Here is a 22,284-nt window from a genome sequence, read left to right as displayed (position 1 = left end):
ATGCCGGGCGATCCGCACGGTATCCAGGATTGGATGCCAACCATTGCCGATGTAATGAAGTCGAAAGGATACGCCACAGGCCAGTTCGGGAAGAACCACCTCGGCGATCAGGATCAACACCTGCCGACAAATCATGGCTTTGACGAATTTTTCGGCAATCTCTATCACCTGAATGCTGAGGAAGAGCCCGAGGGATATTTTTATCCGAAGGATCCGTCTTTCCGAAAGCAGTTCGGCCCGCGCGGTGTGATCAAGTCGAGTGCGGATGGAAAGATCGAAGATACGGGCGCGCTCAATACCAAGCGGATGGAAACCATCGATGAGGAATTCCTTGCTGCTGCCAAGGACTATATCGATCGCCAGCATAAGGCAGACAAGCCGTTTTTCGTCTGGTTCAATTCCACGCGGATGCACGTCTTCACGCACCTTAAGCCTGACTCGATGGGAAAAACAGGCAAAGGAATTCATGCTGACGGCATGGTCGAACATGATGGACACGTCGGACAGCTTCTCGATCAGTTAGATGAACTCGGAATCGCCGAAAATACCATTGTCCTTTACACGACCGACAATGGCGCTGAACTCGCGCTTTGGCCGGATGGCGCCCAGACAATGTTCCACGGCGAAAAGGGAACGACGTGGGAGGGCGGTTTCCGTATTCCCATGATGGTCCGCTGGCCAGGAGTCGTCAAACCTGGGACGGAGGTTAACGACATTGTAACGCTCATGGATTGGATGCCGACATTCGCAAGCGCGGCCGGCATCCCCGATCTCAAGGACCAAATGAAGACAGGCTTTAAATCCGGCTCGAAGGATTTCAAAGTCCACCTGGATGGCTATGATCTCATGCCGTTACTAAAGGGGGACACACAAACGGGCCCGCGTGACGTGGTGTATTACTTCGATCAAGGGGGCAACCTCAATGCCATACGTTGGAACGACTGGAAGCTGAGCTTTGCAGTCGCCAGCCACGGCAACATTGCAACGGCTACCAGAGAAGTGCCGAGTTGGGCTCTTATCGCGAACTTGCGTATGGATCCGTATGAGCGTGGTATGGAGGATGGAGGCGGTGCGCTCGAATTCCTCGCTCGCAACATGTGGTTGCTTGTGCCAGTCCAAGGCAAGATCAAGGAATTTTTCTCTGATTTCACTCAGTTTCCTTATCAGGAAGGCAGTTCGCTCAATGCAAGCGGCATCAACTACGGGATGCTGCGCCAGCAAGACGCGCTTAAACGGCTCAACGATTTAGAAGCGCTGCGGCCTCAATAAGTGTCCGGTCATGTCGCGGGAGGCCACTTGGCCTCCCCCTGAACTTGGCGCGGTACAATTGGAATTCGAGGCTGTTTGAAACCTACCTTCGAAAAGCAAACGAAAATGAAAACTTAACGGCTCGTTTTAACAGAGCAACAAGCTTGTCCGCTCGCGAGCACCGTGAAGACATGCTTATGTAATCTAGGGAGTCCGCTCGGAACCATCTTGCCCATCAGTCGAATTCTCCAACACGATCCGGCGACGGACTACAATTTCCACGCATGCCAATAATCATATGAGATATTTTTAGGATTCTACTCAAGCGCTAGGTTAATGTTGCAAGAATATCACACTATGAGTCTTAAGTTGCTTACATTGACCTCTTAAATTGACAATATTGTTTAGCTATACTCAGAATGCTGACACAAATTGAGGGGAGGTGAATATGATCCACCGATCTCACGGGTGCGCGTACCAATATGACGGTTCATTATCTGCCGGTGTTATTTGCGGTATCAGGAATGGTTCTACAGCCGCTCCTTACATCAACCCACGAGCCGATCTGCGAGGCAATGTCCACTCAAGTCGGCGGAATTGCCAAAAGATCGCGCGCAATTCACTTCTCCAGTCTGTAGCTTCGATAGCGCTTCTGTGTTTGGCAAATACGGCGGCATATGCCGACTGCGTGGAGACCACCCCGGGCTCCGGAGTGTTCAATTGTTCGGGGACAGGTCCGGGCCCAAGTTTCACCGGCCAATCAGTGACGGTCAATGCCGACGCCACTGCGAGCTTTACCAGCGACGTCTCGATCACCGGGCCGGGCACGAGTACGTTGACCAACTACGGCACGCTGACCAATAGTCTTCGCGCAACCGACAATGAGAGTTTCAGGCTGGACAATCATGGACTGATTGATGGAACCATCTTTCTTGGTGGTGTAGGGACTAACCTCATCGTAAATTTCAATGACGGGGACGTTCAGAACGGCGTTACCAGTACTGGTACTTCGAACGACACAGTCCTTAATAACGGCTTTTTCGCCGGATCGATCAGTCTAGGTGATGGCAACGACATTCTCGGGTTAATTGCCGGAACGGTTCAGACCACCGTCGATATGGGCGCGGGTGACGACCAATTTACCTGGCTCGTCGGAAACGTAGCGGCAACCGTTCAGTTGGGTAGCGGCAATGACCTTGCACAATTTGGCTTTCTGACACAGGCAAACCTTACTGCGGGAAAAATAATCGACGGTGGCCCGGGGACCGACAGGCTCGTCTGGGAACGTACGACCAATGACGACGGTTCGGGTGCCGGCGACCATCCTTCTAATCTCGTCAACTGGGAGGACATTAGCCTTACAAACCAGTCTCGGATGAACTTCATTTATACGACGGGCGTTCTGACTCTCGGTGATTCCGCTACCGGAACTGGGACACTTTCGATTGATTCGACCAGCGCAATCGGCGCTGGCAATTCTTATGGCTATGGCATTGTGCCGTTCGATCCGACCCAACTGGTGACGGTAAACAATGCCGGCGCCATCGACATGACCAATGACATTCCGGGTTCCGGAACGTCCCTCCACGATACATTCACGATTCATGGCAATTATATCGGCCAAGGCGGGCAGCTCCTCTTGCATACGTACCTTGATACCGATGGTTCGCCGTCCGACCGATTGATCATTGAGAGCGGCCAAGGCAGTGGCGCCACAAATATCCTGATCACAAATGTGGATGGACCCGGTGCCCTGACAACCGGCAACGGAATTCTAGTCGTGGAAGCAACCAGCGGTGCTACCACTACCGCTGGCGCGTTCGCATTGGGGGGAATTGTTGCTGCCGGTCCCTATGAATACCTTTTGTTCCGTAGTGGCGTGACCGCTTCAGCCGACACTGATGATGACTGGTTCCTCCGGAACACGGTCTCTCCACCACCGCCACCGCCGCCACCGCCGCCACCACCGCCACCACCGCCGCCGCCACCGCCGCCGCCACCGCCACCGCCGCCACCACCGCCACCGCCGCCGCCACCGCCGCCGCCGCCACCGCCGCCGCCACCATCGCCGCCGCCACCATCGCCGCCGCCGCCGCCAATTCCGAACGTTCGCCCGGAAGTGCCCGGCCAAGTGATCGCGCCGCTCGTGGCTCAGCGCATGGGGCTGTTGACGATGGGGACTTTCCATCAGCGGCGGGGCGACCAGTCGCTTCTGATTGGCGACGGCGCCCCGGTATATTCAGCTGCCGAACCGCAAGGCGCCGACGTCCCGGCTGACGGCAAACCGCCGTCCGCCGTCTGGGGTCGCGTTTTCGGGGCGCAGAGTGATCTTGGTGCAGATGCATCACTGAACGTCGCGGGGTTCGATATCGGTCCAGCGTTCGACGGCAACTATTGGGGCCTGCAGGTGGGCAGCGACCTACTAGGCCTGGAACACCAAAATGGCCATATCGACCGGTTTGGACTGTTCTATACACACGGCGAAGCTTCCGGCGACATCAGCGGCAATGTCCTGGGTCGCATCAATCTGGATGCCGGTAGCCTCGATCTCAATGAAGACAGCATTGGCGCGTATTGGACGCGCACCTCGCCAGATGGTTGGTATCTCGATGTCGTCGCTAAGTACGGATGGCTCAACGGCACCAGTCAGTCAAACCGCGGGATTGAATCTGACGTTGACGGAACCAGTCTTGCCGCCTCAGCGGAAACCGGTCTGCCCTTTACGATCGCCCAAGGCTGGACCATCGAGCCGCAGGCGCAATTGATCTGGCAACGCATCGATTTCGATGACACCCATGATCCGTTTTCCGACATTAGCCATGATTCTTATGATGCGTTCACGGGCCGAGTGGGGGCGCGCCTCCAATATACAACGGGTCAAGCTTTGGCACATTTCGGGCTTAATGTGTGGCATGGATTCTCCGCCGATCAGACAGTTACCTTCAACACGACGCCGTTGGTCACGCAAACTGAGGGGACCTGGCTGGAAATCAACGGCGGCGGCGCCTACCAGATCAGTGACAATGTTGCCGCCTTTGGCGACCTCAGCTATTCGTTCGATGTCGATGGGGCGGATAATAATTCTGTCGGTGGCGAAATCGGCTTCAAGATAAGGTGGTAGACGACTTCATCCATGGACTGGCGCATCTGCGCCAGTCCGGTTCTGAAAACCTCACCGGAAGCAACTCACCTTATGAAGCGTCTTACTGCCTATGTCATTGATGGTCACGACTTGCGCATTCGAACGGCGCCGGTAGAGCGGGAGTGGATGGATGACTCCAACCGACGCTTTGCCTACCGGTGCTTGCCACTTAATATTGCCAATGCGCATGGCTGGGAAATCCTGTGTAGCAATGCTTTCTCTGCTATCTGGGACGGCCGAAACAGCCTGGACGCCATTCGCATTCGCTCTGCGTCCGGCACGGCTTCACCCGCCATCAGCCATTTCGGGGACGGCATATTGACGTTCCACGTTCCCTGCCTTTTCCGCACCGAACCAGGCGTAGATTTGTTCGTGACCGGGCCCATCAATCGGCCCAAGGACGCCATAGCGCCGCTATCTGGAATTATCGAGACCGACTGGTCACCGTACACCTTCACCATGAACTGGAGGTTCACGCGGCCCTTTCAGAAAGTCTACTTCAGCAGCGATGAGCCATTCTGCCATTTCTTCCCTCTCGGCCGTGGAAGCCTCGAGACTTTTATCCCTGAGATGCGCAATCTTTCTGAGAATCCGGACCTCGAACAGGAGTATGCGACTTGGATGGAGAGCCGTAATGCGTTCAATAGGACACTGGATGATCCAGCCTCGGCTGCAGCGCGAGACAAATGGCAGAAGTCCTATTTCAGGGGTGTAACACCTTCGGGTGAAACAGGCTCGCTTGAACATCGCAGCCGATTGCGGTTGCGGCCTTTTACAAGCGAATGATATCCCGCCTCAAGATTGTTCCGGATTGCGGCGTCCCCTGTTTTAACTGGTGTCTCACACCGTAACACGGCCACTGTACGAATATTTAAGGAGATTCGATCAAGATCACGTTTGCATCGCTCAGCAGTCATCGGGGCACCGGTCTGCAGCCTCATGCGACAAACGATCTTGAAAGCTGTTGATCTAGAACACGACCGGACCAGCTCCATGACACTTCTCATTGACCCAGTTATTTCACTCTACCTATGCCTTGGGCTTGGTTACTTGTTGGGCCAGTTGAGGATCGGCCCTGTTCAACTCGGGGGGATTTGCGGAACGCTTTTTGTCGCGTTGGCATTGGGACAGCTCGGCGTTCGCATCAGTCCTGATCTCAAGGAGACTGCATTTGCACTGTTTATATATGCGCTCGGCTTCACGGCTGGACCTCAGTTCTTTGCCAACATTCGTGGCGGATGGCGTTATGGAATCTTTTCGATAATCGAGATCGTCTGCGTCCTGTCGTTGTTGGCCCTGTCGATCATCGTCTTTCGGCTGGATATTGGCACCGCCGTCGGCTTGTTTGCCGGTTCGGCAACGGAGTCAGCTGTAATAGGCACGGCATCGGAAGCGATTTCGCAGCTCTCCTTGAGCAATGACACAATCGCGCAATTGCAATCCAACATCGCCACGGCATATAGCCTCACCTATCTGTTCGGCCTCGTATCCATCGTCGTCTTCACGACACAGATCGCACCGTTGATTCTGAGGGTCGACCTAAAAAAAGAGGCTCAAGAACTCGCTCGCAACCTCGGGTCAACAGAAGATGACAATGATCTGATTGAGGGGCTTCCGGTGTTTGTCGGGCGTGCTTTTCGGGCCGGCGCGGTTGGCGGCCAGACGATCGGTGAGATTGAAAAGAGCCGCAATTGGGCAATTGCCATCGAACGCGTACAACGCGGGGACGAACTTATTGAGACATCCCCCGAATTCATGCTCAAACCCGACGATATTGTCTTCGTCCGGGGGCGCCGAAACGCTGTGATTGCTGCTCGTGTTCGTTTCGGTGATGAGGTGCCCGTGCCGCAGGACACCAGCTTTGCGCTTGCATCTCGCGCCGTTGTGCTGATGCGCAAAGAAGCGGTCGGACGTCAGATTCGGCAACTTAGACACATGGCCGGGCCGGAACTACAACGTGGGCTCTTCATATCGAGCGTGCGACGCATGGGACAGAGCATACCTGCCTTGTCGGGCACGATCCTGCAGCAAGGCGACATCTTGACCCTTTATGGACCCGATCAGGTGGTGGCGCGTGCTACGGGCGAACTCGGCGAGCCAGTTCCTCCGGGCGACAAGACCGATTTCATGTTTCTCGGGCTCGGCATTGTTGTCGGCCTTCTCATCGGGCATTTTAATTTCAAGGTTGGCGCGCTGGAGTTGACGCTCGGCTCCGGAGGCGGGGCGCTTATCTCGGGTCTCGTCTTTGGCTGGTTGAATATGCGCCGTCCAAGCCGCGGAAGTCTGCCGGTCGCGGCCGCAGAATTTGCCAAAGACTTTGGTCTCGCCGCATTCATCGCTGCGATCGGTCTCAGCGCCGGACCGGACGCGTTTAAACTCATTAAGCAGTATGGCCTTATTTTACCGGTCCTTGGAATATTGGTATCTGTCCTGCCGGCGGCGGTGTCGCTCTTCGTTGGTTCGAAGTTGATGAAAATCGAAACTCCCATCCTTCTTGGAGTTATAGCCGGCCAACATTGCAGCACCCCGACCATCAGTGCACTTGTCTCCCGTGCGGGAAACTCTATTCCTGTCATCGGTTACACCGTTACGTACGCAATCTCAAATGTGCTGCTGCCTTTAATGGGGCCAGTCGTCGTAGCACTAGCCGCAATCTTGGCGAATTAAGCAAACCTGTGCGATTGGCGAGATTGGGAGGTAGCGGCTACGCTTTAGCTCCAGCGAGAATAAGGTCGATGCCGGCGAGGAAGTCGTTTCGGTCGTCGTGGACGCGGAGCTGGTCGGCAAAGCCTCTGGTGAAGGGGAATAGGCTAGGGTCCAGTTCCGACCAAGCATCCGCGACGTCGCTAAGGTAGCTCGCGCGATCCAAGTCGTTCTCCTTGGCGAATCTCGCGTTCGCAGCGTTCTGGCTCCCGACCCCAGAGATGAAGCTGAGAAGAGCGGAAACCGTCACCCATTGGCTTCGCTCAGGCACACCAAGCGCCTGCACCTGCTGCCCGATCGGTTCGAGAAGCCGCACGATGGGCATCTTTCCCGCCGATTGCGACAGCGCCGACCCAACCCAAGGATGGGCATCGAACAAATCGAAGACTCCGATCGAGATAGAGCGGATGCGGTCACGCGGGCTGTTGCCGACATCGTGTCGTCGCATCGTGTCCTCGACAACAGCATCGCAAGCCGCGGCCATCAGGTCATACTTGTTCTCGACGTGCCAGTAGATCGCGCCAGGACCGGTCGCCAGCCGCTTCGACATCACTTGGAACGTCAGCCCCGCTTCGCCCACTTCATCGAGCAGCTCGATAGCCACTTGAACGATGCGTTCCCTTGAGAGGGCGTCCTGCCGACGCCTGCTGTTGTGCGTATTCTTCATAAGCCATCTTGACATATATGGAACGACATTCCAACTATGGAATAACGTTCCATAGTTGTTCACTTTGTCAGATTTTTCAGTTGCAATCATAGGTGCGGGTCTCGGTGGCTTGATGCTCGCCCGTGTCCTTCACGTTCACGGAATAGCATCCACCGTCTACGAGGCCGACGACTCCGCCGGCGCGCGGGCGCAGGGAGGCATGCTCGACATCCACGAGGCGGACGGACAAGCTGCCCTCAAGCATGCCGGCCTTTACGACGCGTTTCTGAAGCTTGTGCATGCCGGCGGTCAGGAGCTAAGGGTCATGGATATGCATGGGACCCTCCTGTTCAGCGAACCAGACGACGGTACCGGAGAACGGCCAGAAGTTCCTCGCGCGGAACTGCGGCGGTTGCTCATCAGCTCGCTTCCGTCCGACACGGTGAAGTGGGGTTATAAGCTTCAGCAGGCCCGTTCGCTCGCGGGCGGTCGGCACGAACTTTTCTTCGGCAACGGTGAGACGGCGACGACCAACCTGCTCGTGGGAGCGACGGTGCTTGGTCGCGTGTGCGACCTCTTCTTTCGGACGCGCAGCCGTCCTATGCTGGGATGTCATGGGTCGAAACTTCTCTCACCGACGCTGATACCCGCCACCCGGATACTGCAGCGGCCGTTGGAGGAGGATCGCTGATGGCCGTCGCGCCGGGTCAGGGAATCCAAGTTCATCGGGAACCTGGCGGCGTGCTGCATGCCTATGTCGGGTTGGTGAGGACGAAGGAGTGGATTGACACGATCGATTTCTCCGACCCGGTATCGGCCACGGCACGTGTGGTAGCGGAATTCGACGGGTGGCATCCCGCTCTCAAAGCGTTGATCACGGACGGTGATAAAGCTCCGGTTCTTCGCGCGGTACATGCCCTTCCCCAAGACCACCGATGGTCGCGGCGGCCGGGCGTGACACTCTTGGGGGACGCCGCCCACCTAATGCCCCCATCGGGCGAGGGGGCAAATCTCGCTATGATCGACGCCGCTGAACTGGGTAACGCCATCGCCAAAGGTGGCGCCGACACAGAAGTCGCTTTATCAGCATATGAAAAGAAAATGCTAGCGCGAAGCACAATCGCCGCCAAGGAGGCCGCGGAGGCAAAGCAGGTCCTGTACGGAGAAAATACGCCGCAGACACTGCTTGATTTCTTCGACGCAAAGCAAGCCGCTCAATAGGAGCTGACGTGTCATGGAAGCGGATTGGAAACGGTCCCCGTGAGGCTTGTCGATCGGTCGCTCAACATCGGGTTCGCGAGCACGGGTAGGAAAAGGCTTGACGTCTAGTTCGATTTCGGCCAACCACTACGCCCCTCATACAGGAACCGCTGTGCGCCCCATCTACCGCAAAAATTCCGTATTGCGCCGCTCGCGGGCGATGTGGATCAACACACGAGTGTGGCCACCCAGGTTGGTCTTCTGGGCCGGTGCAGTTGCCATTGGCGCTATCAGCGTCGGCTTTGCGAAGCTCGCCGACGAAGCGCAATATCTCTTTCAACTGGCGTGGGGAGGTGGTGGGTGGACTACTTATCTGCCGCTGGCCGTCACGCCGCTCGGCTTCGTCTTTTGTGCCTATATGGCCATGCAGTTTTTTCCCAATTCCCAAGGCAGCGGTATTCCCCAGGCGATTGCTGCCCGTCATCTCACCGATGATGACGAGCGGTTCCGACTTCTCTCCTTAAAGATGGTTGCAGGCAAAATTTTGCTGACGATCATTGGTCTGCTGTCTGGCGCCTCAATTGGCCGTGAAGGCCCGACCGTCCAGGTTGGTGCATCGGTAATGCTACAGGCCGCGCGCTGGGGCGGCATGGCTCACGCGCGCGGTCTCATCCTCGCGGGATCGGCAGCAGGGATTGCGGCCGCATTCAACACCCCGCTCGCCGGGATTGTTTTTGCGATAGAGGAGATGGGAAAATCCTACGAGTCGCGCGCCAATGGGTTGGTTCTGACTGCGGTGATCCTATCCGGACTTGCTGCCATTGCACTTGTTGGCAACTACACCTATTTCGGCGAATCGGTTGCCGCCACAACAGGTTTTTCGGATGGGTTGCTGGTTGTCCTGTGCGGAGTCGGTGGCGGCGCATTTGGCGCCTGCTTTAGCGCTGGTGCTCTTAGGGCGTCGCGCCGCATCAGACGTTGGGCGAGCTCCGCCCCGCTTTCACGCATGCTGCAGCTCGCGGCCCTCTGTGGTTTGGCGGTTGCGGTCATCGGTATCGTCTCAGGCGGCACGACATTTGGGACGGGCTACGAGCAAGCTCGCGGCGCTGTGGAAGGCCATCCTCTGCCGTGGTATTATTTCCTTGAAAAAATGGCGGCTGGGTTCCTTTCAATGATCTCTGGCATTCCCGGCGGCATCTTTGCGCCGTCGCTCTCAGTGGGAGCGGGCTTTGGTAGCACCGTCGGTCAGCTTATTGGCAGCAACATAGGACTCGCAGCAATACTTGGGATGGCAGGCTATTTTGCTGGCGTAGTGCAAGCGCCGATGACCTCTTTCGTCATCATCCTGGAAATGACCGGCAGCCACAACAGCTTGATAGCGCTGATGTGTACGTCAATGCTCGGCTACGGTACCGCCCGCATTATCTCGCATGAATCGCTCTACCACTCGTTGTCACGTGTGTTCATTGCCGACGCGATCCGACGCAAGCGCTCGGTAATGGTGTCGGCGGGCTAAGATAGTGATGTAACAATCCGGTTCTTCCTGCCAATTTCGCCTGATATAAGCATTTGTCGGCATGAGTAAAGTGAGATTTCCAAGCCAGCCCTCTGCCCCGGAGGCAGTTGACGGCATCAGCGGTAAGTGCGTCGGGGACTTTATGATGGGCGCTTGATACCAGGGTTCTTCATCGCCCTTTGCAACTCCGTCTCGATCGACAGAAGCTGCTCCTGATGCATCGCTAGCTGGGTGGTATCGGCAACAGCGACAATGGCCGCGAAGATTTCATCTTCGGCCCATCCGGCAGCAACGGCCTCACCGAAGAGTTCGATCAACCTATCTTGAATCGCTCTCTGTCAGTCGCTCAGTCGTTCCTGTGGCCGGATGGCTTGCGTGGCCTTTCGATCGCCATGTGAAGCACTCCCATTGTCGGCCACAGTAGGCGTCTTCTCGCACGCTGCGGAGCCAATTCTGCGCAAAGCCTTTAGTTTGCGGCCAAGCTGCTGCTCGACGCGGTCGTCCCGGTTAGCGGCCATCGTCAATCGTTCTCTGGTCGCTGCTTTTGCTTTCGCTGCTGCTTGTAGGCCCTGCCTTTTTCCTATGCACCATTTCTGCTGATAAGCGCGGTGCTGCTCAGGGTTTTCCTCGCGCCATTGGCGCACGCGTTCGACTTCCTTGGCCTTCTGTTCTGGCGACGGTGGGTTATTGGCCCGCCATCGGCGCATTTTGGCGGCGTTTTTCGCTCGGCGTTCGGCATCGTTGACTGGCATGCGTACAGTCTGGGTTCCCGTGATATCTCGCGAAGGCGTCAGGTTACATTACCAATCAAACGTTTCAAGCAGGGCAATGGCCCGGCGCGCATGGATTCTGTGGACTCGTGCCGCCGGGCCGCCTTTGCGCCGCAGTTGGCCGAACCGGCGCAAAAAAAGCCGCCACTGCGGGAGCACAGCGGCGGGGTATGGTGGGGTCATTGCAACGCGTGGGGGCACGCCCTAACAGGCCAATTGTGATCGCCGTGCGCCAGCGGCGCAATCCGGGTTTCCCCTTTTAGACATCAGAAAAATACCGACGAGGGTAAGGGACAGGCTATTTGACTCTTCGTTAATCTGAATCGGGCAGCCTTCGCGTATGCTGTCCGCCAAGGGGAGGCCCAAGTGTTCTTTACGCGCATAGCCTATGTAGGATCATTCTTCTTCGCGCTGTTCGGGATACTGCAATTTCTGGGCGCGATCCTCTTCATGCAAGGCTTCATGCCGGATCAGCCGCTCTCGCGATATACGACCGCGCCATCGCCGGGCGCATGGCTCGACCACGCTGTCCATACCTTTATCGTTGCGGTCGCCTTGGGTACGCTTGCCGAAATAAGCCGTTCGCTGCGCAATCAGAACTAGATTGTGAGGCGACGTGCCCAACGTCAAATTCGACCAATGATCCTTGTATCTCCTAGGAACACTAGCATGTCGATTTCGTTGCGAATTTACGGAGAACACCATTAAGTACTGCCTTCTCCCGGATAGCCGTGTCTTTGATCGGCCGAAGATGCCGCTTCCTCATGGTCGCATCGGTTCGAGGCTGCTCCGTGGACGCCAACGGCTCTTCTTGCGGTCCTCTGGCGTGAGCCATTCCGCGCACCATGCAGCCTGAAATACCTCGGCATTCTCGCGGCTCGAAAAACAATAGACGCTGTAGTGGGCGGTTTCCTCATCGAAATAAAAGTGATGGCCGAGGGCAGATGCGCCGAGTTGTGCGGCTTGGCCACTAATGGCCCAGAGATGCTTTCGCATCTTGGCATCGTTCTTCAGCATGACCTGGTGGGGATAGTACTGATCGACCATTGTCTTGGTCAGCGCGCCGCGACTTCGGCTCATTGAGGCGTCCTTTCAGATGCCGTGCTCGCCCATCCCCGAACAGGGTTTTATAAGTTTCAAATTGTGGTTGGAACGGTCGTCGCTGCCGAACGTGTTCTATAAATGTTCTGGTTGGTCGACGATGTCAATCGGCCCAGCAAACGTTGCAGATGTATTTTCATGACCCGCCGTTGAAGACCAATTGTCGGAGGCGTGACCCTAGCGTGCTAGTGCTCGTACGCGCCTACAGAGGTCAGTAGTTAAATTGATCGCTCCCGCTGTTATGCACTATACCATACGGGAAAAACCGATATCGTCGCCGATGACGGTCGTCGGCCCAATCGGGAGCGGCTCAGGATTGGCGATGTTGAGCTTCATGAACTCTATTTTGTCCTTCCATGCCTTTCTCAAAAAAGTCTTCGAAAGCTTGGATGGTCAATTGTTCTCCGGGACAGCGACGGTACGCTGTGTCGGGTCGCGGTAGGCAAGGACCGTATTAAAACTTTCTCCGATCTGGCGCACGCGTTCCGGAATTTCCTGACCAGTGACGCCGAGATGCAAGTCCCAGTAAAGGTCCCAGAACGAGTCAAGGTAGACGCGCATCAGAGGCCGTCCGGCATTGGCCTCGGACATCAGCTTATCGAAAAAGCCTGTCACCTTATCACCATATTTTTCGCGATAGAGGTCCGGCGTGACCGCGGACATATATATATCCTTTTACGACGATTATCGGGGCCTCGTTTCTCCAGCCCTTGCAGAAATACAGTGACGCCATCTTCTGGTGCTGGCTGCCACGTCTCGCTGAGCAACCCCCACAGATCGTTGGGCAGAGCATTCTCTTTCGTAAGAGCGAGATCGATCATCGGAAGGAAGGATCGCTCGCCCTCAAAGACGCTTACGAGAAAATGCGGCACAAGGACATTTTCGATATATGCCGGCTCAAAATCTCTCATGAATTGAGCGCGCAAACGGGCCGCGGTTGCCGCGAAATCGCCCGGCGCTGGTGGATCGTTCAACGGAGGATTATGCAGACAATGCCGCCATTGAAGTAGCGCTTGCAGTGAGAAACGTTCTGCGTTTCATGACCAAGTACTCCTTGCACGCAGCTCGCGTCATCAATCACTATATGATGAAGTTCGAACCGGCTGGATGTTCTTGCGAAAAATTCACTTTAATCCAAACGCGCATTCGTAGCATTGCCATTCAGTCTCATTTGTTGGCATTGAATTTTTAAACGGCGACGATCTTAGTCATCAGCGTACACAAGTGGTCGATGGCTTCTTCGACCCGACCGTATCCTCCTCCGGATTTGATCGGCTTTCCTTGACTGACCCGGATGAAAGTATAGCTCTTAGGCGCAGTGTGTTGGTGGCCGAAGTTTGATACCGTCGTCTTACGGCCGTCCCGCAAACCAAGTTGGACTGGGACTGGGGATACTATCTCAGTAAAAATCACGCCCTCGGGGTCTTGTTCGAGCACTCTGGTAGCCGAAAGAAAATTGAAAGCCTACTGGCCCAAACGTAACGGCGCAACCTCTTAATTGCGGGTCGCACTCGCGCTAATCGTCGGCGCCCCGGTCAATTTTTCCTAGCGACAGGACGGATGAAATCAGTCGAGATGTGAAGGCGCGAAGGCGACCCGCACCGGTCCCTCTAATTACGCGCGATGCGATATGCTTATCGTACTGTACGGAGACGCCACGAGCCGAGAATTTCCGGCGCAACGACCTGACTTGATTTTTGAACTCAGACATCAGCGTTCCCGGTGGCCGGCATCGCAGCGTTTGCGACGCGACAGCTAGATAAACGACGCCCGCAGAACATCATTCACTACAATTCGAGCAATCTTATGGAGCCTACATTCACGAATGTCTGCTTCAATACGGCCCTGGGGGCGGTATGTGGACAGACAAGCGATACCAACATGGGATTGGCGTTTCTCGCGCGGCCCGGCACGGCCGCAATGTTAGCCATAACTTATCCCGGTTGCGCTATAGCTGGTATCGCTATCGGACCGGACTATTCTTCTTGATCGGTGTTTCTTTCCTGATCGGACCGATGGTCATCGGAATGATAACAAGTCCCTGGCCGATCGGGGTCACAATCCGCCACTACGCGGCCCGCGCTAACTGCGACGCTGCGCGGACGGTCGGACTTGCTCCCGCACGTCGCGGCCAGCCCGGATATTGGGACAATCTCGACGCAGACAATGATGGAAAATCATGCGAGCCGTTCAATCGAGGTTGGGGAAAAAAGTAGAAGCTTTCACCCGCCCAGGCCGTCAGTCCGCGGCTTTCTTCTCGCGCAACTTCAGCTCCTTTTCGACCGCCTCGCGGATGAACTCGGCACGCCTGTTCTTTCCTGCGACGGCATCGATGCGCTCGGGCGTGCCGATCGGCAAGCGAACGTGCACGAGGGTTACTTTCAAGGGTGGTCTTCCCACGCGTCTCTTCCTTATGACAGTAAGCGATACTGTTTATTTGACAATTCGATTATAACTGATACCCTTTATATCACAACCTCATCGGGGTGTTAAAGGAGATCAGAATGTCCGCAATGTCGAATTTATCGGTGATTTACGCATATCTGAGCATCGTTTTCCCATCGTATTGTGGGCTAGTGGGGGCGCTTGCTGCGCTATGGCCCCGCCTGAGCCCGAGATCGTAGGAGCACGACCATGTTAGAGACAGCTGGTACGATCGTCGGCGTATACCTGATCTTGTTCATCGGAGCCGGCATACTGTTAATCGTCATCGCGATCTTTTCCGGCATCGGCTCATTCTTTGGCGGGATCAGGCGTGGCGTAAGAGGCTACTGCGATCATAATAGCTCGATCATGGATGAGAACCATGGCGTGCGGTACCTCGTCAAACGCGCCAAGATCGTAGGCAGTGCTCTTGGGAATGCCGCTGCCAGCATCGGACATTTCTTCGATCGGAAGCAAACGCTAAAAAACCGGTAATCAACTATCGGCAGTATTTCGATTTCCCTTCGAACCTCGCGTAATAACATTACGCGAGGCTTTGTTTTATAGGCAGGAGCCCTTCACATCGATGCGCTCAATACGATAGCTGTCGGGACTTCGAGCGGTTCCAATCGGCGAAGTGTAGAACCATGCTTGGCACGGGGCTCTCTTGAAAATAAAAACCCGTTGCGAACCGCTGTCGAAGGCTTCATCGGGGGTGACGGCATACGTGCTCATATAGGCCGTCAACGGCTGGCTGGCGTAGGTCGCATTGAGCCGTTGCCCGTTGGTGTTCGATTGTTCGGCGGCTGTCTGGCATGCAACCAAAGCGCAGGACAGCGCCGCGAGCATAGCGGCTCGCACGATCTTCCCGCTACCTGATGAGGCACGTTGGCTCGAAGAGCCCAATCTCGCGGCCAAGTGAGCTGGCGATCTCACTGTGGCATGCCCTGAATTGCAGCCCGCACGCCCGCCTGGGTGAGCATGGGTCGAGGCCCGCGCTGCAATATGGCCCGGAGAAGGTCGACGCTGTCGTCAGCCACAAACGTTTCAGCGAGGGTCCGCGATCCCTTCCCGAGCCTTGCTCGGTTCACGGTATCGCCCGTATTCGTGATGAGCGACGTGAACAGGTTCTTGGTCCCACCAAGTAGACTGCCGAGAGCGTTGGGGCCGGCGATATCGACCTGGAGTGCTGTATTGGTCGCTGTAGGCGACCCAGGTTGCAGGCGCTTGCCGGTCGCACGCAGCACGTCAATCAGCTGGCCGGGGTCGAAATCGAGGGCGTTCAGCGCTGCTCCGAGAGTTTCTGCCCTGGCTTGATTGCCGGCTACGTCGCGGGCAAATTTTGCACCGGCGAATTCTCTATTCCCGCTCTGTGTCTCGGTTGCAGCCGTGCTGTAGCGATCGGCGAGGTTCTGGCGAACAAGCTGGCGCGTGTTATCGCCATCGGCCTGGAGCAAGCGGGTTATGGCATCGCCGCTCTCTAGGTGCCCGCCTGCGTGTGGCTGAGCGGGCAGCAGCGCGTCACCGGCCGCATCCGTCGTGGCAGCACGGGCCACCCGGCCCACTGGCCCCACTTCAAGAGGCTCCAGCGTACCGCGGCGCAGCTCGGCTTGCCGGTTCAAGGCCGCGGTATATTCGGGCGAGGTATCCTTGGCGAGCTGTTTCGCGGTCTCGCCCACTCGCGTGTTCACGGCAGCCGCTTGCGGGCTATAACCGCTGTTCGTGGCGATCCCGAGCGTCTCTCCGCGCGCGGCGAGCTCTTTGGCGACCGCGTCCACCACTTTGACCGAGTTATCCGCGGCGCCGGCGTATTCCGCGGCGAGATCAGGATTGGCTCTGAGCCGCTCCAGGGCGCTCTGGAACCGCGGATCGGCTTTGATGGAGGCGAACTGCGCTTCCGGGATTAGCTGTGGCTCGGCGGCTTGGTACAGCGGCCGTGTCTCTTGATTTACTGCCCGCTGGGCGTCATCGAGCACCGACTGGGCCGACTGGGCAGCACGCGGGCCCAGGACGCTGGGTGTGGCGCTCGGTCTCGAGATAGCGTCAAGCAACTGGTCATTAACAGCTTTGTCGACCTGTGCCGGCCGCTTGGCGAAGAAAGGAGCTGTTACTGCCCCGCCACTGTTCGAGCCCTCCACAGTGCGAAGCAGCTTGAGCAGTCCTTCCCCACCACCCGGGTTGGTTTGCGCGACAGCCTCGGGACCGGAAAGCTTTACGCCCGTTTTGTTCGCTTGTAGCTGACGTGCGGCATTCCAATCGATCTTGTTAGCGTCGCCGACCGCGCTTCTGACCACGCTCTCGGGCGAGCGGAAAGCCTCGACGGCAGCCGGCCCCATATTACCGATTAGCGCTCCGAACAGACGGGCTAGCGGTTCCGCGTCCGGGTACACCTTCTGCGCAACCTTCCCAGCTGTCTCAGACGTTACACCTGGCAAAACCGCGTATTTGAGCATATTGGACGGCGAGATGCCGCCAAAGGCAGCCGCAGCTGGGACGAAGCTCGTAGTTGTCTTGAAATATTCACCGATTGGCGTTTTGGGGGCGTAATTCTCGGATCCAATGGCATTCACGGCCTGATTAACATCACGAGAAGTTGGCGAAGCGAGCGGCGTTTCCGCGTCATTGCCAGCAAGCCAATTATAGCCCTTGCGCATCAGCCACGTGGGCGCGCCGGAGACGACATCGGCTCCGGCCTTGGCATATTCGCCGGCTTGCTTCGCTTCCTCGGGCGAGCCCACATAACTGACAATCTTGCTCACGATGCCGCCGAGTGCATTCGGAACATCGCCAAATTGCCCGACGAGCCCTTCAGCACCTTCGTGCAGGCCTTGCTTCGATGAAAGTGCGACATCCGCGGCTGTGGATCCGAGAGCGGCCAGCTTTTGTGTTACCGTTTGGCCCGCGTTGATGGCATCAGCCCTCTGCTGCGTTGGGCTCGCTTGTTTTCTAGCCTCGGTCTGAGCCTTGGCGACGCGGGCTATTACAGCCGGGTCTGTCCCATCAGGAAAGTTCAGAACGGTCCCGTCGAACAAAGTAGCTTTTGTCATTGGACCAAATTCCCTTCAGCGTCGAAGTGCATTTCAGTGGAGCCCGCAGCAGGCGCTGCAATCGGAGCCGGTTGGCCATCTGGCGTAGGCGCGCGGAACCCGTCGGAAGCGGGTGCTATCTTGCCAAAATCGACGCCCGGATATTTCCGCCGCAACACGGTCGCCAGTTCTTCCGGAACCGCCAAGCCTTTGGCGGCCATCATGGATGCGACCTTGACTGCTGCCTCGCCCGACGTTCCCTGTAACGCAGCGATAGCCAATCGGCGTGCTTCCGACTTGGCCTGCAACAATTCGTCGCCGTCCCCAGGAAGCGGGATGAAAACATCGGAATAATCGGCGAATTCCTTATCTCCGAACGCCGCGCCGGTATCCGGGCGGAGAATGGACATCATAAAATCCTTGGCGTTACGGAAGAAGATTTTGCCTTCTTCCGTCTGTATCATCCGTTTGCCCGTCTGCGGCACCCCGCTAAGCGCCCCGAGCGCAGTCTCGAAATCGCCCGCTCCTGGCCGGTAGCCTGCATTAAGGGCATTATCCATCGCATCGCTGGCAGGCGTGGCGCGAGCGGCAAATGCCGCGTTTTTGGCCTCGACTTCGGTGTTCTTTCCGCCGAAATCCGCCGTGTTGGGCGTGTTCACCTTGCCCGTGACCGTGCCATTCAAAGGAATATCGTTGCCTTGCTCATCGAGCAGACGACCGTCTGGAGTTGCCCGCGCCGTACCCTGGCGCCCATCCGCTGTCTTGTAATTGACCAGATCGGTCTGGCCAGACGGAACCGGCTGCTGGCCGACGGCATCGCTGCGATATTTGATGACGGGTTTGTTGGTGGCAGGGTCTAGCACGGTCTCGACATTGGCCGCGGACAGCGCAAGAGCGCGCTGCTGTTCCGGCGCCAACGCCGACAGGATATCGCCTTTGACTTCAGCCTCGCTCCTTGGGCTCACGATACCGGTTGTGCGCGCTCCGTTGGGGGCGACAATAGTTTGGTCCTTGTTGACCAATACTGGCCCATCCTGGGTCTCGGGCATGCCATATTCCTTTGCGAGCTGCGGTGGCAGCGTCCTGACCGTGTTCGCTGCCTGGGGATCAATAAGCTTCAGTGTTACATCCTTGTCGTTATTCATGGCGGTTGTCCGAAGCGTCGTTCGCGCGTCAACGTCCGTGTTGTAGCGGCGATCGCCGCTCTCGATGTCCTGGCCACGGATAGTCAACTCACGGCCCTGATTTGGCGCGTAGACGCCCAACACCTGTAAGAGCTGGTCTGCCTGCTCCGGGCTTACCGTGCCGCTCTGGACGCCTGAATACACGGCGCCAATCCGGTTGTTGGCGTCATTGGTCTGCCGTGCCTTGGCGATCGAGTACGCGTCGGCCGCGTCCGGGGGAGCGAACAGGCCGGCTAGGTTCTCGAAGGCTTGACCCAATGCCGGGTCTGAATAGTGTCTATTTTGACGGATGGGCATTTTGCGTTGTCCCTTTCAATGCAGCGGAATTGACGGATCGTATGGGGCGTTCATTGCGAGGCGGCACGTCACGAGCCGTTTCAGGAGGTGGCCGCGATGCGCCAACAAGTTCCGGTGATGAAAGGCGGTCAGTTCGGCCAGGAGTACTACTGCCAAGCTGTACCTGTCCTGTCCGAGCCCATCATCTGGACGCAGGAGCCAACCAGCGGCCCCGAGCCCCCACTGAACAAGATTGTTGGCCACCCGCGGAGCGACGATTTCAGCGACGGTTGGCGACACTTCCGCAAGCAGCGCACGCAGCTCGAGTTCCAGATCGGCGATCTCGGTCGGGATTTCGGAATTGGCAGCCCATCGAATGGCGTCGAGCGCCACGATAGTATTGCCAAGCGGGCAGTTCCCGCGTGCAGCCTTGCGGAGCGACTGGAGCGCAAATTCGATATGCTCGAGTGCCGTGTTTTGTGGCTGCTCAGTCATGAAAATATGCTCGGCGTATTGTCTGGCTCGATAGGAGCGGAAAGCCCCATCTCGAGAAAGGAAATCGTTTTCAAACGGGGCTTTTCCAGGCCGTGCAATTCCTCTGCCAGGGCTACGATTTCAGCCACGGCCCGCAGTATCCGTGCGTTGGCGAAATTGGGATAAAAGCCAGCCGCGTCCAGATCGTAACGCTCGGGGTTCGCGCTACCCCAATACTCTATGACCTTGTCTATCGCCTCGAGCGCGGGAGCTGATGTGCAGATGTTCCGCAGGCCCCAAAACGACCGTTCGATCTCGGGCAAAACCTCGGGCAGTGCGTATCTCACTTCTGTCAGCGCCTGCCGCAGCGAGGCCACCTGATGCGGTGCGGGGCGCTGGTCGACGTTTTGTTGTGCATTTGAGAGAATGATGTCTAGCGCCCTATGAAGGTGAAAGGCGGGCTCGCGCCGCAGGCTAACTTTGCTCAGATCGCTACGGGTCTGCTCGACAGCAAAATCCATTTCGGCGCGTACAATCTCTGGGTGGGATCGGGGATACATTTTCGCTCTCAACCGTGTTTCACTCGACTGAGTTTATGGGCTAATCAGATGCGAAAATATGGGGGTCTAAAGTGTCGTATTTCGCATCTACACACGGGACCGCTGTTGGGACACGGGGTCCAGAGGTCCCGATTTGGAGAAAATTCCTCCGCGTATCAGGCGACGTTTTCGACAATGCATCCGAGGTGCCACCAGGGGGTGGCCCGGGGGTGCGGCGGGAGCCAGGTGGCCGCCATGTCTCGTTTGATCCAACGTCTCAAAATGTAAAGAATATGAGAACGTCTATTGACGTGTATCAATTCATGTCTCATAAATGAGTTATCAAAAAGTCTTAAGGAATTAGAGACATGGCAAAGGTAGCATATATTCGCGTGAGCTCAGTCGGACAGTCGCTCGAAGTGCAGCGCGACAAGATGCTGGGCCTGTGTATCGATCGGGAGCACATCTTCGAAGAAAAGCGCAGCGGGCTCGATAACGCCCGTCCAGCATTGCGCGATGCCATTCGCTTTGCCCGCAAGGGTGACGAGTTCGTCGTAAGCCGGATCGATAGGCTTGCCCGCTCAGCATCGGATCTTTTGAATATCGTCAAGGAGCTGGAAGCCAAGGGCGTTACGTTCCAAGTGCTCGATCAACAGATCGATACCAGCACCTCGACGGGGAAGCTTTTGCTGGGGATGCTGGCGCTAATCGCCGAATTCGAGACGGCCATCCGAAAGGAACGCCAAATGGATGGGATCGCCAAGGCGCGCGAGAAGCACGTTCAGTTCGGCCGCAAGAAGCTTGCTACTCCCACGGTCGTTTCGGAGATCGCCACCATGCGCAAAGACGGGATGCTGATCAAGGATATCATGAAAGCCACTGGATTGAGCAAGGCGAGCGTCTATCGCTCTTTGGCTGAAGCGGGAACGGACGCGTAAAACGCTCCAAAAACGGTCATGGAGCGCGTTTTAGCGGTTTCGAGCTGAAACTGGGCTTTGGCCGTTCAAACGCTTCTTGGCGGGCCAACCTCGTGGCCCCAATTAATTGAAAATGCTGTCGTCTGCATCGCGGCGTTGTAGCTGTTCTAGGGACGCGGCTACTTTTGCATACGCGGCGTCCGGTTGAGCCGGCGTCATTTCGGCATACGAGATATCTGGCTGGTCGGTCTCTTTCCGGTCCATATACCCCGCTGCGCGAAGCAAGTTGGCTGCTGCTGAGGCCTTTGCCGCGGCGCTCGCGGACGCGCTTCCACAAATGGCTATACAGCATTCCAGAGCGATGCGCGCGCCATCCTTGAGCAGGGCGTCCGTCTTCTCATCTTCGTCATTATTTGCCATTCGTCAGCTCCAAATTTCGTGCTCTTGGGCAGTCAGTTGATCGAGTGCCGATCTTAGTGCCGCCGCCTGGGCCTCCAGCGCGGCCATACCAGCGGTTTGAGGTCGAGGTGCACTTGACGCCTGCCGCAATGTCTCTCGCATGCTAACGGCCTTCTCTGCCTCGCGGCGAGCCCGCGCTCTCGCTTTCGGATCGCCAGGCTGATGGGTGCGCTTCCACCGTAGATAGGCCGCCCGTTGATCGGGGTCGAACTGCGAGACCTCCTTCTCACGCTTCTCGCGCGAATTAGCCAAGGCATCGAGCTTGCGCTGCATCCGAGCTACGGCCGTTTTTGATTTAAGGTCGAACCGCGGCTTGTGCCACCCGGCGCCCGACGGCGTTCGCCCACCATGAAATCGGCAGGTTCCGTTGGCCATGGCGGGCTGCTGGCAAGGCCCACCCGTAGTCTTCGAACGGGCTGAGCAACGAGGCTTCCTGCGCTTCGCTTCATTCCACGCAAGACACTGCAAGCGAGCCTGCATCCGGTGCTCTGCACTCCCGACCCAGGGGTTCTTTGGACGCGTTTCTCGCAACGCCTATTCTCCTGACAGATATCTAAAGGTATCTCTGCGTAATTTTATACCATAACATTTCCTGACTGCAAAATAGCCACCCATGACCATAGCAGCGTCCCATAGCGTCGCCCCCGTCTCGCTCTGTG

Annotated in this window: 24 protein-coding genes; 11 read left to right on the top strand and 13 right to left on the bottom strand. The window is 57.0% G+C overall.

Annotated elements, in window-relative coordinates; all coding sequences use genetic code 11:
* The 4 genes from BR48_RS0111245 to aspT all read left to right on the top strand — a co-directional run.
* A partial coding sequence (locus BR48_RS0111245; protein ID WP_027231389.1) for a sulfatase-like hydrolase/transferase occupies positions 1–1,269 on the top strand: 1,269 nt, incomplete at its 5' end.
* Positions 1,270–1,960: 691 nt separating this feature from the next.
* On the top strand, positions 1,961–4,369 hold the full coding sequence (locus tag BR48_RS24380; RefSeq protein WP_245273369.1) for an autotransporter domain-containing protein: 2,409 nt from the start codon (positions 1,961–1,963) through the stop codon (positions 4,367–4,369).
* A gap of 12 nt (positions 4,370–4,381) precedes the next feature.
* Positions 4,382–5,176: a DUF6065 family protein gene (locus BR48_RS0111235; RefSeq protein ID WP_245273368.1), complete on the top strand. Its 795-nt coding sequence runs from the start codon at positions 4,382–4,384 to the stop codon at positions 5,174–5,176.
* Positions 5,177–5,383: 207 nt separating this feature from the next.
* Entirely contained in the window at positions 5,384–7,057 is a 1,674-nt protein-coding gene (gene aspT / locus BR48_RS0111230) for an aspartate-alanine antiporter (protein ID WP_027231387.1), read from the top strand.
* A gap of 37 nt (positions 7,058–7,094) precedes the next feature.
* Here the strand turns inward: aspT and BR48_RS0111225 are convergent, their stop codons facing one another.
* The gene (locus tag BR48_RS0111225; RefSeq protein ID WP_027231386.1) at positions 7,095–7,760 is read right to left on the bottom strand and encodes a TetR/AcrR family transcriptional regulator; all 666 of its coding nucleotides are present in this window, start codon (positions 7,758–7,760) and stop codon (positions 7,095–7,097) included.
* A gap of 112 nt (positions 7,761–7,872) precedes the next feature.
* Between BR48_RS0111225 and BR48_RS26650 the strand changes: the two genes are divergently transcribed.
* The 3 genes from BR48_RS26650 to BR48_RS0111215 all read left to right on the top strand — a co-directional run bounded on the left by BR48_RS26650 (position 7,873) and on the right by BR48_RS0111215 (position 10,455).
* Entirely contained in the window at positions 7,873–8,430 is a 558-nt protein-coding gene (locus BR48_RS26650; protein WP_245273367.1) for a hypothetical protein, read from the top strand.
* Positions 8,430–8,960 carry an FAD-dependent monooxygenase gene (locus tag BR48_RS26645; protein WP_245273366.1) on the top strand — a complete coding sequence of 177 codons (531 nt, stop codon included), beginning with the start codon at positions 8,430–8,432 and terminating at the stop codon, positions 8,958–8,960. Before BR48_RS26650 ends, BR48_RS26645 begins: the two co-directional genes overlap by 1 nt.
* 151 nt (positions 8,961–9,111) lie before the next feature.
* Positions 9,112–10,455 (top strand): chloride channel protein, encoded by a 1,344-nt coding sequence (locus BR48_RS0111215; RefSeq protein WP_027231385.1) that lies wholly within the window; start codon positions 9,112–9,114, stop codon positions 10,453–10,455.
* A gap of 140 nt (positions 10,456–10,595) precedes the next feature.
* Here the strand turns inward: BR48_RS0111215 and BR48_RS26190 are convergent, their stop codons facing one another.
* Together BR48_RS26190 and BR48_RS0111205 are read right to left on the bottom strand one after the other, a co-directional pair.
* Entirely contained in the window at positions 10,596–10,772 is a 177-nt protein-coding gene (locus BR48_RS26190) for a hypothetical protein (RefSeq protein ID WP_155810842.1), read from the bottom strand.
* A gap of 21 nt (positions 10,773–10,793) precedes the next feature.
* A complete protein-coding gene (locus tag BR48_RS0111205; RefSeq protein WP_027231384.1) occupies positions 10,794–11,207 on the bottom strand; it encodes a hypothetical protein in 414 nt (137 codons plus the stop codon).
* Between the two features lie 384 nt (positions 11,208–11,591).
* Between BR48_RS0111205 and BR48_RS0111200 the strand changes: the two genes are divergently transcribed.
* On the top strand, positions 11,592–11,828 hold the full coding sequence (locus tag BR48_RS0111200; protein ID WP_027231383.1) for a hypothetical protein: 237 nt from the start codon (positions 11,592–11,594) through the stop codon (positions 11,826–11,828).
* 159 nt (positions 11,829–11,987) lie between these two features.
* Here the strand turns inward: BR48_RS0111200 and BR48_RS0111195 are convergent, their stop codons facing one another.
* The 3 genes from BR48_RS0111195 to BR48_RS25490 form a co-directional block, all read right to left on the bottom strand.
* Positions 11,988–12,305: a hypothetical protein gene (locus tag BR48_RS0111195; protein WP_027231382.1), complete on the bottom strand. Its 318-nt coding sequence runs from the start codon at positions 12,303–12,305 to the stop codon at positions 11,988–11,990.
* A 267-nt stretch (positions 12,306–12,572) separates the two neighbouring features.
* On the bottom strand, positions 12,573–12,695 hold the full coding sequence (locus tag BR48_RS26780; RefSeq protein ID WP_280949025.1) for a hypothetical protein: 123 nt from the start codon (positions 12,693–12,695) through the stop codon (positions 12,573–12,575).
* A gap of 24 nt (positions 12,696–12,719) precedes the next feature.
* The gene (locus BR48_RS25490; protein ID WP_027231381.1) at positions 12,720–12,989 is read right to left on the bottom strand and encodes a hypothetical protein; all 270 of its coding nucleotides are present in this window, start codon (positions 12,987–12,989) and stop codon (positions 12,720–12,722) included.
* Positions 12,990–14,182: 1,193 nt separating this feature from the next.
* On the opposite strand from BR48_RS25490, the gene BR48_RS26840 reads away from it, so the two are divergent.
* Positions 14,183–14,542 carry an excalibur calcium-binding domain-containing protein gene (locus BR48_RS26840; RefSeq protein WP_155810841.1) on the top strand — a complete coding sequence of 120 codons (360 nt, stop codon included), beginning with the start codon at positions 14,183–14,185 and terminating at the stop codon, positions 14,540–14,542.
* 22 nt (positions 14,543–14,564) lie between these two features.
* On the opposite strand, the gene BR48_RS26450 is transcribed toward BR48_RS26840, so the two are convergent.
* Positions 14,565–14,726 (bottom strand): hypothetical protein, encoded by a 162-nt coding sequence (locus BR48_RS26450; RefSeq protein ID WP_197030341.1) that lies wholly within the window; start codon positions 14,724–14,726, stop codon positions 14,565–14,567.
* Positions 14,727–14,960: 234 nt separating this feature from the next.
* Here BR48_RS26450 and BR48_RS0111170 point away from each other — a divergent pair, with 234 nt between their 5' ends.
* Positions 14,961–15,245 carry a hypothetical protein gene (locus tag BR48_RS0111170; RefSeq protein ID WP_027231379.1) on the top strand — a complete coding sequence of 95 codons (285 nt, stop codon included), beginning with the start codon at positions 14,961–14,963 and terminating at the stop codon, positions 15,243–15,245.
* A gap of 66 nt (positions 15,246–15,311) precedes the next feature.
* Here the strand turns inward: BR48_RS0111170 and BR48_RS0111165 are convergent, their stop codons facing one another.
* The 5 genes from BR48_RS0111165 to BR48_RS0111145 form a co-directional block, all read right to left on the bottom strand.
* A complete protein-coding gene (locus tag BR48_RS0111165; protein ID WP_027231378.1) occupies positions 15,312–15,599 on the bottom strand; it encodes a hypothetical protein in 288 nt (95 codons plus the stop codon).
* 83 nt (positions 15,600–15,682) lie between these two features.
* Complete coding sequence (locus tag BR48_RS24365) at positions 15,683–17,797, bottom strand: hypothetical protein (RefSeq protein WP_051614776.1); 2,115 nt, start codon at positions 17,795–17,797, stop codon at positions 15,683–15,685.
* On the bottom strand, positions 17,794–19,257 hold the full coding sequence (locus tag BR48_RS0111155) for a hypothetical protein (protein WP_155810840.1): 1,464 nt from the start codon (positions 19,255–19,257) through the stop codon (positions 17,794–17,796). The genes BR48_RS24365 and BR48_RS0111155 overlap by 4 nt, the downstream gene beginning before the upstream one ends.
* A gap of 15 nt (positions 19,258–19,272) precedes the next feature.
* The gene (locus tag BR48_RS0111150) at positions 19,273–19,731 is read right to left on the bottom strand and encodes a hypothetical protein (protein ID WP_027231376.1); all 459 of its coding nucleotides are present in this window, start codon (positions 19,729–19,731) and stop codon (positions 19,273–19,275) included.
* Complete coding sequence (locus tag BR48_RS0111145) at positions 19,728–20,231, bottom strand: hypothetical protein (RefSeq protein WP_155810839.1); 504 nt, start codon at positions 20,229–20,231, stop codon at positions 19,728–19,730. The genes BR48_RS0111150 and BR48_RS0111145 overlap by 4 nt, the downstream gene beginning before the upstream one ends.
* 386 nt (positions 20,232–20,617) lie before the next feature.
* On the opposite strand from BR48_RS0111145, the gene BR48_RS0111140 reads away from it, so the two are divergent.
* Entirely contained in the window at positions 20,618–21,187 is a 570-nt protein-coding gene (locus BR48_RS0111140; protein ID WP_027231374.1) for a recombinase family protein, read from the top strand.
* 102 nt (positions 21,188–21,289) lie between these two features.
* Here the strand turns inward: BR48_RS0111140 and BR48_RS0111135 are convergent, their stop codons facing one another.
* Entirely contained in the window at positions 21,290–21,586 is a 297-nt protein-coding gene (locus BR48_RS0111135; RefSeq protein ID WP_027231373.1) for a hypothetical protein, read from the bottom strand.
* Positions 21,587–22,284 lie beyond the last annotated feature (698 nt).

Source organism: Phyllobacterium sp. UNC302MFCol5.2, from assembly GCF_000686005.1.
Taxonomy (GTDB): Bacteria; Pseudomonadota; Alphaproteobacteria; order Rhizobiales; family Rhizobiaceae; genus Phyllobacterium; species Phyllobacterium pellucidum.
This window is presented reverse-complemented; position numbering and strand designations above follow the sequence as displayed.

Coding starts and splice junctions, on each gene's coding strand:
- BR48_RS0111140 (WP_027231374.1), top strand. CDS start 20,618: ATGGCAAAGGTAGCATATATTCGCGTGAGCTCAGTCGGACAGTCGCTC.
- BR48_RS0111235 (WP_245273368.1), top strand. CDS start 4,382: ATGGACTGGCGCATCTGCGCCAGTCCGGTTCTGAAAACCTCACCGGAA.
- BR48_RS0111145 (WP_155810839.1), bottom strand. CDS start 20,231: ATGGATTTTGCTGTCGAGCAGACCCGTAGCGATCTGAGCAAAGTTAGC.
- BR48_RS0111155 (WP_155810840.1), bottom strand. CDS start 19,257: ATGCCCATCCGTCAAAATAGACACTATTCAGACCCGGCATTGGGTCAA.
- BR48_RS26645 (WP_245273366.1), top strand. CDS start 8,430: ATGGCCGTCGCGCCGGGTCAGGGAATCCAAGTTCATCGGGAACCTGGC.
- BR48_RS0111135 (WP_027231373.1), bottom strand. CDS start 21,586: ATGGCAAATAATGACGAAGATGAGAAGACGGACGCCCTGCTCAAGGAT.
- BR48_RS26840 (WP_155810841.1), top strand. CDS start 14,183: ATGTGGACAGACAAGCGATACCAACATGGGATTGGCGTTTCTCGCGCG.
- BR48_RS25490 (WP_027231381.1), bottom strand. CDS start 12,989: ATGTCCGCGGTCACGCCGGACCTCTATCGCGAAAAATATGGTGATAAG.
- BR48_RS26650 (WP_245273367.1), top strand. CDS start 7,873: ATGCTCGCCCGTGTCCTTCACGTTCACGGAATAGCATCCACCGTCTAC.
- aspT (WP_027231387.1), top strand. CDS start 5,384: ATGACACTTCTCATTGACCCAGTTATTTCACTCTACCTATGCCTTGGG.
- BR48_RS0111195 (WP_027231382.1), bottom strand. CDS start 12,305: ATGAGCCGAAGTCGCGGCGCGCTGACCAAGACAATGGTCGATCAGTAC.
- BR48_RS24365 (WP_051614776.1), bottom strand. CDS start 17,797: ATGACAAAAGCTACTTTGTTCGACGGGACCGTTCTGAACTTTCCTGAT.
- BR48_RS0111225 (WP_027231386.1), bottom strand. CDS start 7,760: ATGAAGAATACGCACAACAGCAGGCGTCGGCAGGACGCCCTCTCAAGG.
- BR48_RS0111150 (WP_027231376.1), bottom strand. CDS start 19,731: ATGACTGAGCAGCCACAAAACACGGCACTCGAGCATATCGAATTTGCG.
- BR48_RS0111170 (WP_027231379.1), top strand. CDS start 14,961: ATGTTAGAGACAGCTGGTACGATCGTCGGCGTATACCTGATCTTGTTC.
- BR48_RS0111165 (WP_027231378.1), bottom strand. CDS start 15,599: ATGCTCGCGGCGCTGTCCTGCGCTTTGGTTGCATGCCAGACAGCCGCC.
- BR48_RS0111205 (WP_027231384.1), bottom strand. CDS start 11,207: ATGCCAGTCAACGATGCCGAACGCCGAGCGAAAAACGCCGCCAAAATG.